The sequence below is a fragment of the Pseudoalteromonas sp. 2CM28B genome (assembly GCF_023161935.1).
In genome coordinates this window covers 19837-36125 of record NZ_JALNTH010000014.1, presented here as the reverse complement: position 1 = coordinate 36125, position 16289 = coordinate 19837, and the positions used below count along the sequence as shown (strand labels likewise).

At 43.5% G+C, this 16289-nt stretch carries 14 protein-coding genes; all 14 read right to left on the bottom strand.

The window, feature by feature from the left end; genetic code table 11:
- Nucleotides 1–26: 26 nt before the first annotated feature.
- Genes ftsZ through rsmH form a run of 14 tightly spaced genes read right to left on the bottom strand, consistent with a single transcriptional unit; the run spans nucleotide 27 to nucleotide 16267 of the window.
- Complete coding sequence (ftsZ, locus tag MTN96_RS18240; RefSeq protein ID WP_016899499.1) at nucleotides 27–1280, bottom strand: cell division protein FtsZ; 1254 nt, start codon at nucleotides 1278–1280, stop codon at nucleotides 27–29.
- 21 nt (nucleotides 1281–1301) lie between these two features.
- Nucleotides 1302–2534: a cell division protein FtsA gene (gene ftsA / locus MTN96_RS18235; protein ID WP_013464060.1), complete on the bottom strand. Its 1233-nt coding sequence runs from the start codon at nucleotides 2532–2534 to the stop codon at nucleotides 1302–1304.
- 13 nt (nucleotides 2535–2547) lie between these two features.
- Nucleotides 2548–3309 (bottom strand): cell division protein FtsQ/DivIB, encoded by a 762-nt coding sequence (locus MTN96_RS18230; RefSeq protein ID WP_013464059.1) that lies wholly within the window; start codon nucleotides 3307–3309, stop codon nucleotides 2548–2550.
- A 1-nt stretch (nucleotide 3310) separates the two neighbouring features.
- The gene (locus tag MTN96_RS18225; protein ID WP_016899500.1) at nucleotides 3311–4231 is read right to left on the bottom strand and encodes a D-alanine--D-alanine ligase; all 921 of its coding nucleotides are present in this window, start codon (nucleotides 4229–4231) and stop codon (nucleotides 3311–3313) included.
- Nucleotides 4228–5637 carry a UDP-N-acetylmuramate--L-alanine ligase gene (gene murC / locus MTN96_RS18220; RefSeq protein WP_248532491.1) on the bottom strand — a complete coding sequence of 470 codons (1410 nt, stop codon included), beginning with the start codon at nucleotides 5635–5637 and terminating at the stop codon, nucleotides 4228–4230. Before murC ends, MTN96_RS18225 begins: the two co-directional genes overlap by 4 nt.
- Before the next feature lie 42 nt (nucleotides 5638–5679).
- Nucleotides 5680–6756 carry an undecaprenyldiphospho-muramoylpentapeptide beta-N-acetylglucosaminyltransferase gene (gene murG / locus MTN96_RS18215; protein WP_248532447.1) on the bottom strand — a complete coding sequence of 359 codons (1077 nt, stop codon included), beginning with the start codon at nucleotides 6754–6756 and terminating at the stop codon, nucleotides 5680–5682.
- Nucleotides 6753–7928 (bottom strand): cell division protein FtsW, encoded by a 1176-nt coding sequence (gene ftsW / locus MTN96_RS18210; RefSeq protein WP_248532446.1) that lies wholly within the window; start codon nucleotides 7926–7928, stop codon nucleotides 6753–6755. The genes murG and ftsW overlap by 4 nt, the downstream gene beginning before the upstream one ends.
- The gene (murD, locus tag MTN96_RS18205) at nucleotides 7925–9259 is read right to left on the bottom strand and encodes a UDP-N-acetylmuramoyl-L-alanine--D-glutamate ligase (protein ID WP_248532445.1); all 1335 of its coding nucleotides are present in this window, start codon (nucleotides 9257–9259) and stop codon (nucleotides 7925–7927) included. The genes ftsW and murD overlap by 4 nt, the downstream gene beginning before the upstream one ends.
- Entirely contained in the window at nucleotides 9260–10342 is a 1083-nt protein-coding gene (gene mraY / locus MTN96_RS18200; protein WP_008110692.1) for a phospho-N-acetylmuramoyl-pentapeptide-transferase, read from the bottom strand.
- A complete protein-coding gene (gene murF / locus MTN96_RS18195) occupies nucleotides 10336–11724 on the bottom strand; it encodes a UDP-N-acetylmuramoyl-tripeptide--D-alanyl-D-alanine ligase (protein ID WP_036981322.1) in 1389 nt (462 codons plus the stop codon). Before murF ends, mraY begins: the two co-directional genes overlap by 7 nt.
- A complete protein-coding gene (gene murE / locus MTN96_RS18190; RefSeq protein ID WP_248532490.1) occupies nucleotides 11721–13199 on the bottom strand; it encodes a UDP-N-acetylmuramoyl-L-alanyl-D-glutamate--2,6-diaminopimelate ligase in 1479 nt (492 codons plus the stop codon). Before murE ends, murF begins: the two co-directional genes overlap by 4 nt.
- Nucleotides 13192–15009 carry a penicillin-binding transpeptidase domain-containing protein gene (locus MTN96_RS18185; RefSeq protein ID WP_214552571.1) on the bottom strand — a complete coding sequence of 606 codons (1818 nt, stop codon included), beginning with the start codon at nucleotides 15007–15009 and terminating at the stop codon, nucleotides 13192–13194. The genes murE and MTN96_RS18185 overlap by 8 nt, the downstream gene beginning before the upstream one ends.
- Nucleotides 15006–15332 carry a cell division protein FtsL gene (ftsL, locus tag MTN96_RS18180; RefSeq protein WP_008110697.1) on the bottom strand — a complete coding sequence of 109 codons (327 nt, stop codon included), beginning with the start codon at nucleotides 15330–15332 and terminating at the stop codon, nucleotides 15006–15008. Before ftsL ends, MTN96_RS18185 begins: the two co-directional genes overlap by 4 nt.
- The gene (gene rsmH / locus MTN96_RS18175; RefSeq protein WP_008110698.1) at nucleotides 15329–16267 is read right to left on the bottom strand and encodes a 16S rRNA (cytosine(1402)-N(4))-methyltransferase RsmH; all 939 of its coding nucleotides are present in this window, start codon (nucleotides 16265–16267) and stop codon (nucleotides 15329–15331) included. The genes ftsL and rsmH overlap by 4 nt, the downstream gene beginning before the upstream one ends.
- Between the last annotated feature and the right edge of the window lie 22 nt (nucleotides 16268–16289).

Below are 16289 nucleotides of genomic sequence, written 5' to 3'. Positions count from 1 at the left end.
ATTTCGCACAAAAATACTGTTTTTTATTAATCTGCTTGTTTACGTAAAAAAGCAGGGATGTCGAAATAATCGCCACCTTCAGACTTATCTGTTTTCTTAGCGCTGCTTGACGACGTATTCGCTGAAGAACTTGAAGAGCTCGTCGATGTGCTTTGCTCTTTTGATTCTGTTTGCGTAGTCGTTGCAGGCTCTTCTGTACTTGCGCCTTGGCTTGCAAAGCTAGGAACATACATGCTGCTGTTTGTTTGCGTGCTTGAACTGGCTACATCAGAACCTGATGCTTTTTTAAAGCCGTTATCTACAATACCAAACTGTGGACGACGATCGCCGCCTAAGCCAGTTGCAACAACCGTTACACGTAGCTCATCTGTCATTTCAGGGTCGATTACCGCACCCACAACTACCGTTGCATTTTCAGACGCTAACGCCTTAACGTGATTACCTACGATTTCAAATTCTTCAATCGCGATATCCATGCCGGCAGTAATATTGACCAAGATACCTTTAGCACCGGTTAAATCAACGTCTTCTAGTAATGGGCTTGAAATAGCCGCTTCTGCTGCTTCTTGTGCACGATCAGGACCCGAGGCAGATGCAGTCCCCATCATGGCTGTACCCATTGCAGACATAACAGTACGTACGTCGGCAAAATCCACGTTAATTAGACCCGAGCGTGTGATTAGCTCAGCAATACCCTGTACCGCACCAAATAATACGTCATTTGCTTTAGCAAACGCATCCAGTAAAGTTGTCCCTTTACCTAATACTTTTAGTAATTTGTTATTTGGAATAGTAATTAACGAGTCCACGATTTCAGACAATTCGTTAATCCCCTGCTCTGCAGCAGCGGCACGTTTTTTACCTTCAAAATCAAATGGACGCGTTACTACTGCCACGGTTAGAATGCCCAGCTCTTTAGCTATTTTAGCCACGACTGGCGCAGCACCAGTCCCTGTACCGCCGCCCATACCTGCCGCTATAAATACCATATCGGCGCCTTCAAGGCTGGCACGGATGGTTTCGGCGTCTTCTTCAGCCGACTGACGGCCTACTTCAGGGTTTGCACCCGCACCTAACCCAGAGGTTATTTGCGTACCTAATTGTACCGTTACATCTGCGGCTGAATTACGTAATGCTTGTGCATCCGTATTCGCTGCAATAAAACGAACGCCTTCTATTTGTTGTTTTACCATGTGCTCAACTGCGTTACCGCCGCCGCCACCAACACCGATTACTTTTATTACAGCTTCTTCGCTGTGTTGTTCCATTATATCAAACATATTTACTCTCCGACTTGAGTACTAAAACTCGCCTTGAAACCATTTTGTGATGCGGTTCCACCAATTATTATTATCATCCGCTTTCGACTTTTGTGCATTCATCGACTGCATAGTACGCCCGTATTGTAACAAACCTACAGCGGTTGCGTACGATGGATCATCAACATAATCAGTTAAACCTACTACACCAATTGGTTTACCTATTCTTACTGGCATCTGAAAAATATCTTCAGCCACTTCCATTGCGCCAGTCATTTTAGCAGTTCCGCCAGTAATGACGAGACCTGCTGCAATTTGGTCTTCTAATCCTGAACGACGAATTTCTTCCATCGCCAGTTCAAATAATTCTCTAAAACGTGGCTCAACCACTTCTGATAACGTGTGCCTAGACATCAGTCTTGCTGGCCGCCCACCTACGCTTGGCACTTCAATCGTATCTTCGCTGCTCGCCATTTGGCTACTTGCACAGGCATATTGTACTTTGAGTGACTCAGCATGTGATATAGGTGTACGAAATATTTTTGCAATATCACCGGTTACTTGGTTGCCTGCCACCGGAATAACCGCAGAATGACGCAGCGCACCATTAATATAAATAGTGATATCCATAGTACCACCACCAATATCAAGCACCGCAACACCTAACTCTTTTTCGTCATCCGTCAGTACGGAATAACACGAAGCAAGCGCTGTGAATATAAGTTGATCAACTTCAAGCCCGCAACGTTCAACACATTTTTCTATATTTTTAGCCATGTCGTTGGAGCAGGTAATAATGTGCGCGCGTGCTTCCATGCGCACACCGCTCATGCCGAGTGGGTTTTTAATCCCCTCTTGCATATCAATGCTGTACTCTTGCGGCAAAGCATGCAACATTTTGCGTTCAGCTGAAATTGGCACTGAACGAGCAATGTGTATTACATTTTCAATGTCTTCATCGGTTACTTCGGTGTTATTAATAGCCACAACACCGCTTTCGTTCTGACACTGAATATGCTTGCCAGAAATACCCAAATAAACCGAGCTAATACGACAATCAGCCATCAATTCGGCTTCATCTATAGCGCGGCGAATAGACTCAGACACTAAATTTAAATCGTTAACACCGCCTTTATCCATTCCATGAGATACTTGGCTCCCCACGCCAACAATGCTGAGCTTGTTATCTGTGGTGATTTCACCTACCGTGGCCACTACTTTAGAAGTGCCAACGTCTAATCCAATCACTAGGTTTCTTTCTGCTGACTTAGTCATGCCTTACTCTTTATTATAATTGCTGTTCTTGCAGTGGCTTATAGCTCACTGCAAGGCCGGTATCGTAGCGTAAATCAATTGCATCTATCTGTGCATCAGCACGTTTTTCTATACGTGAATAAACGTCTATAAAACGTTGTACACGTTTGGCTTTATCTTTGCGTCCTAAATTTAAACGCACACCGTTATCTAACCAAAGTTGCCACGAAAACCGCTCAGATAGCGCAAGGCTAGTGAGCGTTAATGCATTGACTTTGAGCATTTCATCAAACTGTTTAAACGCTACCCATGCTTCTTTTTCACTACCCTCTGGCCCATATAGTTGGGGTAAAGTGGCACTTAATTTATCACTTTTTGCTTCAAACGCGTCACCGCTTTGATTAATCAGTAAGTCACTATTCCAGTGAGCAACCGCTTGATGTTCTACCACGTAAACTTGAATGGTATCAGGCCATTGCTTTCTTACCGATACCGTTGCAACCCAAGGCAGCTCTTGTACTAAATGCTGAACTTGCTTTACGTTTAGCTCAAAAAAACTGCTTAAATCTGCTTTTTTTATTGCCGCTGTTATTGCTTTTTCATCGGTGTACTTAGGGTTCCCCAGCACCGTTAAATGCTTAATTTGTGCATCTTTATTTTCAACTAACCAGTGCGAAACCCCACTGGTTATTTCAATTAACCCTATCACCACGGCTAGAAAAAAACTCACTCCAAAAATCAGCGACCAGTTAAGTTGCTGTTTTAGTTGCTGCGCTTTCTCTAAAAAGGGATGCATATTAAAGGGTTTGCTCCAAAATGCGAACAACTAATTGCTCAAAACTTGCCCCGTTGGCTTTTGCTGCCATTGGCACCAATGATTTTTCAGTCATGCCTGGTACGGTATTCACTTCTAGTAAGTAAAAGTGTCCTTGTTCATCTTGCATCGCATCGACTCGCCCCCAGCCACTTGCCCCCACTAAATCAAACGCATCAAGCGCCATCGCTTGTAATTTTTGAGTATCCAATGGTGATAAATCAGCAGGGCAATGATATTGCGTACTACTTGACTGATATTTAGCTTGGTAGTCATAAAACCCATTTGGGGTGCTCATTTCAATCACAGGTTGTACTTCATCACCTAATACCGTAATGGTAAATTCGCGACCCGTGATCCACTGCTCTACCAATACTTGGCTGTCGAACTTAAATGCATTAGTGAGCGCATCTTCAAGTTCTTCTGCAGAGCTTGCTTGTGCCATACCGATACTGGAGCCTTCGTGCGATGGCTTAACCATTACCTTTTTAAATTGCGCCATAATGGCATTCGCATCAAAGCCTTTTTTAGCATCAACCACGGCATAAGGTGCGGTGCTTAAGCCTGCCGATTTAAACAAATGCTTACAACGAATTTTATCCATTGCCAGTGCCGAACCCAGAACATTACTGCCGGTATACGGCAGGTTCATAAATTCTAGAGCACCTTGTACCGTGCCGTCTTCACCACCACGACCATGCAAAGCAATAAAAACGCGATCAACGTTTAACGACTTTAATTCCCATAACGAACGATTTTGTGGATCAAACGCTATCGCATCAATGCCAGCGTCTAACAGCGCATTTAATACCGCTTGACCAGATTTTAATGACACGTCACGCTCTGCTGAATTTCCACCTAGCAGCACCGCTACTTTACCAAACTGGGAATTTACCTGTGTCATACTTCACCTTGCTTTAATTGTTCTATCGACATATTCGTGGCTGCTAAATTTTTAACGAGCTGACCTATGTTACCCGCACCTTGTGTGAGCACTAAGTCGTTATTTTGTAGGCAGTTGGCAAGTACGCCCGCAAGCTCTGAGCTTGAGGCTACATGTAATGGCTCTTTGCCACGCTGGCGCAAACTACGGCATAAACTTTTACTATCAGCGCCAACAATCGGCTCTTCGCCTGCACTGTAAACATCGAGTAATAAAAGTTGATCAACCTCAGCCAATACCTTAACAAAATCTTCGTATAAATCGCGAGTACGCGTATAACGGTGCGGCTGATACACCATCACTAAACGCTTATCAGGCCAGCCTTCTCGTGCTGCGGTGATAGTAGCGGCCACTTCTGACGGATGATGACCATAGTCATCAACAAGCATCACGCTACCGCGTTCATTTTCAAATTCACCGTAGTGCTGAAAACGACGGCCAATACCTTCAAAAGTATCTAAAGCCGCTAAAATTGCATGATTCGCAATATTTTGATCTTTAGCCACGGCAATCGCTGCGGTTGCATTAAGGGCATTATGTTTACCCGGCATATTCAGCTTGGCGGTTAAACTCTCACCTTGTTTATTAGTCACCGTAAATTGGCATGTGTTCGCTGTTTGGCTAAAGTCACTCATTCGATAATCAGCCTCGTGTGACTCACCGTAAGTGATCACCGGACGACCAAAACGGGGGAGCAATTCAGCAGCAACGTCTGAATCAATACACACCACCGCTAACCCGTAAAACGGCAGATTATGAATGAATTCAACATAAGTATCTTTCATTTTTTCTAAACTACCGCCGTAGGTTTCCATGTGATCTTCTTCAATATTAGTGATCACCGACACCATAGGCTGTAAATGCAAAAATGAGGCATCGCTTTCATCTGCTTCGGCGATTAAAAAGTCACTTTTACCTACCTTAGCATTGCTGCCAGCGCTGTTAAGCAAACCACCAATAATAAAGGTTGGATCGAGCCCGGCTTGTGCATAAATGCTGGCAATTAAGCTGGTTGTGGTCGTTTTACCATGGGTGCCCGCAATGGCGATACCGTGGCGAAAGCGCATCAGTTCAGCTAACATTTCTGCACGGCGAACCACCGGGATACGCGCAGCTTGTGCGGCTTGAATTTCAGGATTTGTTTTATCTATTGCACTTGAAACCACCACCACATTGGCGTCTTTTACGTTATTTTCATGATGACCAATAAATACTTCAGCACCGGCTTTAATTAAACGCTCAGTCATTGCGCTGTGAGCTATATCTGAACCAGTAATACGGTAACCTTCAAAAGCAAGTACTTCTGCAATGCCGCCCATGCCTGCACCGCCTATTCCTACAAAGTGAATAGTTTCAATGCGGCGCATCGCTGGGCGTGTATATTTTTCTTTTGCTAATGTCTGTTTCACTTATGTTCTCTTATTTGTTACTTGCTCACAGTGCATCGCTACGCTTGCTGTGGCATCTAAAATAGCTTGCTGTTTTGCTTTGCCAGCCATTTTAGTTATTAATAAAGGTTCGGCTAAATAGGGGCTTAAAAGTTCAACAATACTGCGCTGATTAAATTGCCCCTGTGGCATTAATAACGCCCCCTCTGCCATTACTAAATACTGTGCATTGGCTGTTTGATGATCATCAACTGCGTGTGGAAACGGCACAAATACCGCCATTTTACCCGCTGCGGCAATTTCACTTACCGTAAGCGCACCCGCACGACAAATCACAATATCTGCCCAGCTATAAGCGGTATCCATATCATCAATAAATTCAGCAACGGTCACTTGCTCATTGCCCATTTGTTGCTGCTGGTAACTTTCACTTACACTAGCAAGGTGCCCTTTACCGGTTTGATGCCAAATATTAATAGCACTGGTGTCATTTAAGCGCTTAAATGCTTCAGGTAGTGTTTGGTTGAGCACTTGCGCACCTAACGAACCACCCACCACTAAAATATTTATAGGGCTGGTTACTTCGCGATCAGTAATTTCAATCACGCTCTGGCGTACAGGATTACCTACCAGCTCTGCTTTGCCATTGGCAAAAGCACTGGGGAAAGCCGCTAACACGCGATTAGCACATTTAGCCAACCACCTATTACTCATGCCTGCTACGGCATTTTGTTCGTGAATCACCAAAGGAATACCCAGGCTTTTTGCCGCAATACCTGTTGGGCCAGTTACATACCCCCCCATTGCTAAAACGACGTCAGGGCGTTGTTGTTTTAATACCTTACGCGCTTGCAATATTGCATTAATAACCATGAATGGCGCTTTAATAAGGCGTTTTAAACCATTCCCTCGCACGCCTTTTACATCAATAAAATCAATTTCTATGTTGTGCTTGGGCACGACACTGGCTTCCATTCTATCTGGGGTGCCTATCCAGCTAACTTGCCAACCTTGCTGTTTGAGATAATCAGCAACGGCAATCCCTGGAAAAATATGTCCACCTGTGCCCCCTGCTACAACGACTATTTTTTTACTCATCGCTTAGCTCCACCTGACGTGGCTTGTTTCGTTGCCATCTTGGTCTCAAAATCTACACGTAATAAAATACCGGTTGCTATGGTCATCATTAATAAACTTGAGCCACCATAAGAAATAAACGGCAAGGTTAATCCTTTGGTTGGTAAAATACCGGCACTGGCGCCCACATTCACCATAGTTTGAAACGCAAACCAAATACCAATTGCTAAGGCTAAGTAGCCTTCATATTCTTTGCCGTTTTTAAGCGCGTTTTGGCCAATGAGTAAAGCTCTAAATACTAAAGTACCGAGTACCATTAAAATGCTAAGCACTCCCAAAAAACCTAACTCTTCAGCAATAACAGCAAAAATAAAGTCGGTGTGCGCTTCTGGTAAATATTGTAATTTTTGTACGCTGTTTCCTAGGCCTTGGCCAAACCAATCGCCTTGACTATAAGCCATTAGTGATTGCACTAATTGATAGCCTTTGCCAAAAGGGTCATCCCAAGGTTCTAAAAAGCCAACCACACGCGCCATACGATATGGCTCTAACACAATAAGCCCAACCACTAGCGCAATACCGGTTAAAATAAGTGCAAAAAACTGCCAAAGCTTGGCACCGGCTAAAAACAACAAACCAACCGTAGTAACAAACATCACCACCACAGTCCCTAAATCGGGCTGCATTAAAATAAGTGCTGCATAAACTGCAAATACCGCTATGGGTTTAGCAAAGCCTTTTATGTTTTCTTGAACTTCATTGCGCTTACGTACTAAGTAGCCTGCGATATAACTAAAAAAGAACAACTTAGCGAGCTCTGAGGCTTGAATATTAAACGGTCCTACGGGTATCCAGCGGGTTGAACCATTGACTTCACGTCCTACAATGAGTACCACTAATAACAGTACTAAACCGATTAGTAATAAATAGGGGTTAGCTTTTTTCCACCACGACATAGGTACTTGAGTACTAATGCAAAATAAACAAAACGAGAGCCCTAAAAAAATGCCATGGCGGATAGTAAAATGATAAATATTACCAAATAGTCTATCGGCTGTCGGCATTGAGGCACTGGTTACCATCACAAAGCCCACACCAATCAGCATTAGCATGCAATAAAGCAGTGGCACATCATAAAGCTGCGCTGAAGGTTTAGGGGTGAGAGCCTCTTTAATATCCGCAAAAGCAATCATGACTGCCCCTGCAATACACATTGCACAAAATCATCGCCGCGTTGCATATAATTGTTATACATATCAATGCTGGCACAGGCAGGTGCGAGTAAAACGGTATCGCCCGATTTACTTAATTGCTTTGCAAGCGTCACAGCCTCAGACATATTATTGGTTAAATGACCTTTAGCACTGAGTGCCACTAAATCTTTGGCATCTTTACCAAAACAAATCAGCGCTTTTACATGCTTTTCAATATAAGGCTTTAGCACCTCTAAATCAGCACCTTTTGCATCACCACCAGCAATAACCACTAAGTTTTGTTGTTCACCCGCTAAACTATCTATTGCCGCCACTGTTGCGCTTACGTTGGTGGCTTTAGAGTCGTTAAAGTATTTAACACCATTAAACTCACCCACAAACTGACAACGGTGCGCTAAACCATTAAATTGAGCTAATGCGGTTTTGTAGTGCGCCTTAGTAATTGTAAATGGGCTGAGTAATGCCATCACTGCCAACGTATTTAAATAGTTATGCTTACCCACAACGGCTAAAGCACTTACTGGTAAATAAGCTTCGTCCTTTACCATAAAGTGCGCTTCGCTATTGTGCTGTGCTAAGTGGTAATCGCCTTGTGTTTCACCAAAGCTCAGTTGTGGTGTTAACGTGCGACTCACAGGGTGTGTTTGCTTATCGTCAGCATTAATCACTACGTGTTCAGCACCGTTATAAATACTTAGTTTTGAGTCTATATAGGCTTGGTAACTATCATAACGATCGAGATGATCTTCTGAAATATTAAGCACGGTTGCACTGGTGGTTTTTAGGCTGCGTGTGGTATCAAGCTGAAAACTTGATAGCTCCAATACAAATACATCAAAGTCACCGTCAAGTAAATCCAGTACCGCTGTGCCAATGTTGCCACCGAGTGCCACTTTATAACCTGCGGTTTTTAATACTTCGTAAGCAAGTGTCACTACCGTTGATTTACCATTAGAGCCGGTTACAGCAACGACTGGTTTGCTATTAATGCGCGCAAATAACTCAACATCACCAATCACTTCAACGCCTGCGTTAATTGCCTTAACAATTGCTGGTGTTTTTAAGCTTAGCCCGGGACTAATAATAATCATATCGCAAGCACTGAGCGCCGCATTTTCTAAGTCACCAAAGTGAGTTTTTAATTGAGGTGCGTGCTGATTGAGCCAATCAACACCTGGCGGATTCTCTCTGCTATCGACCACATAAGGCTGTATTGATTGAGATAATAAAAAACGCACAATGCCCAGACCGGTTACACCGAGTCCGAGCACTGTTATGTGTTTATTTTTTATCTCGTTTAAATACTGCATTTATCTGATCTTTAATGTCGCAAGGCCAGCGAGTACCAGCACAATAGAAATTATCCAAAAGCGCACAATAACGCGTGGCTCCGGCCAACCTTTAAGTTCGTAATGGTGATGAATAGGCGCCATTCTAAAAATGCGTTGCCCACGTAATTTGTAAGAGCCAACTTGTAAAATTACCGATAGCGCTTCCATTACAAACACGCCCCCCATAATAATCAGTAACAGCTCTTGGCGAACAAGTACGGCAATAATCCCCAATGCACCACCCAGTGCTAATGAGCCTACATCGCCCATAAATACTTGCGCCGGATACGTGTTAAACCATAAAAAACCTAACCCAGCCCCTACAATAGCGGTACATACCACAACCAACTCACTCGCCAGTGGTAAATGCGGAATATGCAAATAAGCCGAAAAATTAATATTACCCGTTAAGTAAGCAATAATAGCCAGCGCTGCAGCCACTAAAATAGTAGGTACTATGGCTAAACCGTCTAGACCGTCGGTTAAATTAACCGCGTTTGACGTGCCCACCAACGCAAAGTAGGTGATCACGATATAAAACAGCCCCAGCTGTGGCAGTACATCTTTAAAAAATGGCACTACCAGTGACGTTTCGGTTGCTTGTGTGCTGCTCATGTAAAGCGCAGTGGCTACAACCAGTGCAATTACCGATTGCCAAAAGTATTTCCACTTTGCAATAAGTCCTTTTGGATCTTTGCGGATCACCTTACGGTAATCATCAATAAAGCCCACAATACCTAATGAGCCAATTACAAATAAAGTGGCCCATACGTATTTATTAGACAAGTCTGCCCATAATAATGTGCTGGTAAAAATAGCCCCTAAAATAAGTAAACCACCCATGGTCGGTGTACCCGATTTAGATAGGTGCGATTGCGGACCATCATCACGTACTGTTTGCCCTATTTGCATGCGTTGCAGCGCACGAATTAACTTAGGACCAAAATACAACGACATCATCAATGCGGTTAAAATACCTAAAATGGCACGCAGGGTTAAATACGAAAAAACATTAAAGCCACTATAATATTGAGTTAAATACTCAGCCAGCCAAACTAACATGATGATACTCCATTGATGGCTTGTTGCTGGCCATTAACTAAATCGGTTACTAAAAGCTCCATGCGAGAACTGCGTGATCCTTTCACGACAAGGGTAATTTTTTTATCTACTTTGCTAATGCTGTTTTGAATTTGCTGCAGCATTTGCTCACGATTAGAGAAATGGCGATTTGGCAGCCCAAATACATCACTGGCACATTTACTTAATACTCCGAGTGTAAATAACTCATCAATGCCTTGCGCTAATGCGTATTCACCGACTTCTTGATGATATTTACGTGCATCTTCGCCAAGTTCACCCATATCACCGAGTGCCAAAATACGATGACCTTGAATATCACTAAGTAAATCAATCGCAGCTTTCACCGACTTTACGTTGGCATTATAGGTATCATCAATAATAGTGAGTGAATCACTGGCTTCAATTAGGTTAACCCGTCCTTTAACTTCACCCATGGTCGCTAACGCGCTGGCAATTTCCTCAAGTGACACGTCAAACTCACTGGTTAACGCCGCAGCAATAAGCGCGTTACTAATATTATGTTTACCTGGCAGTGCTAACTTAACCGGCACACTGTGTTGCTTGGTGCACAAAGTAAAGCTTGCGCGAGCTTGTGCATCTAGGCTGATGTCTTCAGCCCAAATATCGAGCTTTTCACTACTCGAAAAACATTTAATATTGCGCGTTGCTAACTTATCAAGCCAATATTGACTAAAGTCACTATCGCAATTGACGATGGCGATGCCATCCTCTTTTAATCCGTCGTAAATTTCGCCTTTTGCTTGTGCCACACCTTGCAGGCTACCAAAGCCTTCCAAGTGGGCAGCAGCAACATTACATACCACAGCTACATCCGGTTTGGTCATCGCGGTGGTGTACGCAATTTCACCTATGTGGTTAGCGCCTAATTCAATAACCGCAAAGCGATGTTGTGGCTCTAATCTGAGTAAAGTTAACGGTACGCCAATGTCGTTATTAAAATTACCTTTAGTGGCTAATACATCCCCTTTACTTGATAAAATAGCGGCACACATTTCTTTAACTGTGGTTTTACCTACGCTGCCAGTAATAGCGATAGTTTTAGGTGCAACTTGCGCCATCACTGCTGTACCAATTGTGCCTAATGCAATCCGGGTATCGGCAACTACAAATTGAGCAATATCGGTATCAACAGCGTGATCGACAATCACGCCTATAGCGCCTTTTTGTTTTGCCTGTTCAATAAATTTATGGCCATCAAAATTTGGGCCCTTAAGCGCCAAAAACACTTCACCATCACACAAAGTACGGGTATCGGTGTTTATATTTATCACCTTGCGATTATCACCTTGATAATCGGTTGCTAGCACATTAGCTAGCCAATCAAAATCCATTGGGATCATGCTCGAGACCCTCTTACTGCTTTTTTTAATTGTTGTTGTACAAATTGGCGGTCGCAAAAATCGATGCGTGTATCGCCTATAATTTGATAGTCTTCATGCCCTTTACCGGCAATTAAAATAACCTCACCGGCTTTTGCGTTATCTATAGCAAATTGTATCGCGGCACCGCGTTCGGCCTCTAAATGAGCGTTTTCTGGATGCTCTAATCCCGCAGCTACATCATTAATAATGTCATTAGGGTCTTCAGAGCGTGGGTTATCACTGGTAATGATCACTTTGTCTGCAAACTGCTCAGCAGCTTGTGCCATTAGTACACGCTTTCCTTTATCTCTGTCGCCGCCACAACCAAACACACAACTCACGCCACCTGGTACATGTTGCTGCAGCGCTTGTAAGGCTAAAGCCAACGCATCTGGCGTATGCGCGTAATCAACAACGCAAGTAGGCATACTTGGCGCTGTAAATGCTTGCATCCTGCCGGCTACCGGCTGTAAATACTCACATCCTGCTACTAACTGTGTTAATGGATAGCCTAGCGCTAATAGCGTTGCTAACGCAGCCGTTAGATTATAAAGGTTAAATTCTCCAAACAGCGGTGACTTTATGGCAACATCACCCCAGCTAGTAGTTAATTGCGCCGAAATACCGGTTGCTGAATACTGAACATCTGAAAAATATACAAACTGTGCATTTTTAGGGGCTAAGTTTTTACGGCCATAACAAATAAGACTATTGAAGCTGTATTTTTCAATCCATTGTTCTGCTTGTCCGTCATCCTGATTAAGAATGACATGATCAGCATCAAAATCACGAAACAGCATCAATTTAGCATCACCATAGCTTTGCATATCGCCATGGTAATCTAAGTGATCGCGCGACAAGTTAGTAAACACAGCGGCTTTAAAATGGCATTGATCAACACGGTGCTGTACCAAACCATGCGATGACACTTCCATAGCAACCAATTGGTGTTGCTCATTTTTTAAGTCGCTTAAAATACGCTGTAAATCGACTGCTGAAGGCGTAGTATTTTGCAGTGGTGTTAAGTTATCTGGATGGCCGTAGCCTAAGGTGCCAATAATAGCGGCTTGGGTATGACAAAATTGCGCTAAATGAGCAATCATTGCTGTGGTAGTCGATTTACCATTGGTGCCCGTTACGCCAACTAAATCTAAGTGCTTGCTCGGTTGTTGGTAAAATTGACTCGCCAATACAGGCAGTTTCTTATTCAATTCTGAGACTAAATAAAGCGGCTCAAAATCACTTTCAAATTCACACAGTCTGTCGGCAATAATTGCACTGGCACCATTTTCAATTGCTTTACTAATAAAGTGCCCACCATCTAACTGGTGCCCTTTTATCGCCACAAACACATCACCTGGTTTTACATCGCGGCTATCTAAACGCAGCTCGTTTACCATTAAACGTGCTGCATCTATTTCTAAATGTTTTAAAATTGTGTGTAAATCACGCACCATCATCTTTGCCCTTCACGTATGCCACCGAGTCTTTGTCTGGGGCAACGTTTAAAATTCTTAATGAATTAGAGATTATTTCTGCAAACGCTGGACCTGCCGTTGCGCCGCCATAATAAACATCTCCACCGGGCTCGTTGATTAATACCACAACGGCTAATCGCGGGTTACTCGCAGGGGCAACACCCGCAAAATAACCCACATATTCGTCACCATAGCCCCCTGCAGCGGCTTTTTTAGAGGTGCCTGTTTTACCAGCAGCGCGGTAACCATCCACTTTAACGCGGCGTGCGGTACCGCCTTCTTCAAATACGCTTTCCATCATATGTACAACGGCTTCAACATCTTCTTGTTGAAAGATACGCTCACCTTCAGGTATAGAATCTTGCTTTAGTACAGTAAGCGGACGATTAACTCCGCCTGCCCCTAACATGGCGTAAAAACGTGCCATTTGCGCGGTACTCACGGCAATATTGTAACCAAACGAGAGCGCTGCAATTTCATGATCTGACCAACGGCGGTTAGGGTAAAATAGGCCACTACTTTCGCCTACCATGCCAGTACCACTATCACTGCCAAACCCCACTTTTTGATACAAGCCCACAAAGTACTCTTTGGGTACTGTTTGGCTTATTTTGGTTACTCCCATATTACTGGAGTATTTTAAAATTTCGCGCAGCGTCATTTCGCCATGATTACGGGTATCTTGTACTAAGCTGCCTCCTAAACGCATCCAGCCTGGGTAGGTATCAACTTTGTCATCCGGTTGGATTGTGCCGTAGTCTAATCCAGCTAAAATGGCTAGAGGCTTAACAGTTGAGCCAGGTTCAAACAAATCGGTAATAGCGCGGTTACGACGTTTATGAGGAGCCGCCCCGCTTAAGTTGTTAGGATTAAATGATGGGCTATTGACCATGGCCAAAACTTCACCGGTTTTAACATCTACTACCATGGCAGAACCTGAGGTCGCTTTATAAGTTAATACCGCTGATTTAACTGCTTTATAGGCAATGGCTTGAATTCGCTGATCAATACTTAGTTGAATGCTTTCAGGCTCTACTCGCTCGCGCTCATCAAGTACTTCAACTTCACGCCCTTGCGCATCTTTGCGAATGGTACGGCGACCTTCTTCACCGGTTAACGCGTTTTCATAAAGCTTTTCTATGCCCTCAATGCCTTTACCATCAATATTGGTAAACCCAATAACATGCGCACTTACTTCACCAGCAGGGTAATAACGTTTTGATTCATCTAATAAATGAATACCAGGTAGGCGTAAATCACCGATGTAATTAGCCACAGCAGGAGTCACTTGGCGTTTTAAATACACAAAGCGACGAGTAGGATCATCAAGTAATCGCGTGTTAATTTTACTAGGCTCAATGCGCAACACATCAGCCAATTCACGCCAGCGTAAATCATTTTTATAATACAGGGCGGTACGCTTATTTAACTCAGCAACATTTTCACGAAGCGTTTGCTGATCTTCACCGTTTTTGCGTGCTTGCCTAAGTACTTTACTCACCAGTGATTTATGCAGGGCTTTAGGATCCGCATACACGCTTACCACAGGCACACTAACGGCAAGCTCTTTACCGTTACGATCGAAAATCATCCCGCGTTGCACATGCAGTTTTTCAATCCGTACCGTACGTTTATCGCTTTCAGAGCGCGCTTTATCAGGTTCAATTACTTGCAAATACGCAGCACGCGATACCAAGGTCACAAACACTAAAAAAATCACCGCACACACTAAAATAAAGCGCCATGCGATTAGGTTATTGACTGGTTTTTTGCCTCGCATTCTCATTGTAATATAATTACCTGCTCATCTTGGCTGGTTGGCCGCTTCATTTCGAGTTGTGACGTTGCCACTTCTTCAATGCGCGCATGTTGTGAATAAAACTCTTCTTCCACTAAAAAATAACGCCATTCTAAATCCAATTCGTCACGCTCTTGGAGCAACGAATCTTGCTCAATTAATTGCGCTCGAGAGAGATGAGTTACTTGCACCACACTCAAGCTTGATGCGAATATCACAACCAACAAGGCCAAGGTGATCTTGTTCGCACCTAGGCCTTTAATTATTTCAAGAAATAAATTGGGTTGGCGATAGCTCGCTTTTTTACTCATCCCAACCTCTGTGCGATCCTTAGCACTGAGCTGCGAGAGCGTGGATTACGCGCCACTTCATCAGCACTTGGTTTAATAGCTTTACCCACTGCTTTTAACGTCAGATTTTTATTTATTTGTGCGTCGGTTAAAGGCAGACCTCTGGGTATCGCTTCTCCCTTACTCTGTTTTTTAATAAATTGTTTAACAATGCGATCTTCTAAAGAATGAAACGAAATAACCACTAAGCGACCACCCGGCTTAAGAACTTTAATCGCCGCTTGTAATGCCGTTTGAATTTCCTCTAACTCGCTATTGATATAAATACGAATAGCCTGAAAAGTCCGCGTTGCAGGATGTTTAAACTTATCTTTCACCGGTACGGCTTCATCGACTAAATCAGCGAGCTGCTTAGTGGTAGTGATTGGCGTGTGTTCACGCACTTCTAAAATTTTGTGCGCAATGCGCTTACCAAATTTTTCTTCACCTAGCTTTTTGATCACATGAGTAATGTCATCTAATTCAGCCTCAGCTAACCACTGCGCTGCGCTGCGACCTGTACTTGGATCCATTCGCATATCAAGCGGGCCATCTTTCATAAAGCTAAAGCCACGCGCTGCGTCATCTAGCTGCGGCGACGACACACCAATATCAAGTAAAATGCCATCAACCTGACCAATAAGATCGTTTTGCTCAGCTACCTCGTATAACTTTGAAAAACGAGAATGAGCAATTGAAAAACGCGGATCATCAGCAAACTTTTCAGCAGACTTTATCGCTTGTGGATCTTGGTCAATGGCCTGCAAACGACCGCTTTCACCTAAGCGCGCTAATATTTGCCCTGAATGCCCGCCACGTCCAAAGGTACCATCCATGTATATGCCGTCTGGCTTAATTGCAAGTGCATCTATGGTTTCGTCCATTAATACGGATACGTGTTCAAATTGCGCTGTCATTAGCTGTTATTTGCCTTTTATT

Coding starts and splice junctions, on each gene's coding strand:
- ftsZ (WP_016899499.1), bottom strand. CDS start 1,280: ATGTTTGATATAATGGAACAACACAGCGAAGAAGCTGTAATAAAAGTA.
- ftsA (WP_013464060.1), bottom strand. CDS start 2,534: ATGACTAAGTCAGCAGAAAGAAACCTAGTGATTGGATTAGACGTTGGC.
- MTN96_RS18230 (WP_013464059.1), bottom strand. CDS start 3,309: ATGCATCCCTTTTTAGAGAAAGCGCAGCAACTAAAACAGCAACTTAAC.
- MTN96_RS18225 (WP_016899500.1), bottom strand. CDS start 4,231: ATGACACAGGTAAATTCCCAGTTTGGTAAAGTAGCGGTGCTGCTAGGT.
- murC (WP_248532491.1), bottom strand. CDS start 5,637: ATGCGCCGCATTGAAACTATTCACTTTGTAGGAATAGGCGGTGCAGGC.
- murG (WP_248532447.1), bottom strand. CDS start 6,756: ATGAGTAAAAAAATAGTCGTTGTAGCAGGGGGCACAGGTGGACATATT.
- ftsW (WP_248532446.1), bottom strand. CDS start 7,928: ATGATTGCTTTTGCGGATATTAAAGAGGCTCTCACCCCTAAACCTTCA.
- murD (WP_248532445.1), bottom strand. CDS start 9,259: ATGCAGTATTTAAACGAGATAAAAAATAAACACATAACAGTGCTCGGA.
- mraY (WP_008110692.1), bottom strand. CDS start 10,342: ATGTTAGTTTGGCTGGCTGAGTATTTAACTCAATATTATAGTGGCTTT.
- murF (WP_036981322.1), bottom strand. CDS start 11,724: ATGATCCCAATGGATTTTGATTGGCTAGCTAATGTGCTAGCAACCGAT.
- MTN96_RS18185 (WP_214552571.1), bottom strand. CDS start 15,009: ATGAGAATGCGAGGCAAAAAACCAGTCAATAACCTAATCGCATGGCGC.
- ftsL (WP_008110697.1), bottom strand. CDS start 15,332: ATGAGTAAAAAAGCGAGCTATCGCCAACCCAATTTATTTCTTGAAATA.
- rsmH (WP_008110698.1), bottom strand. CDS start 16,267: ATGACAGCGCAATTTGAACACGTATCCGTATTAATGGACGAAACCATA.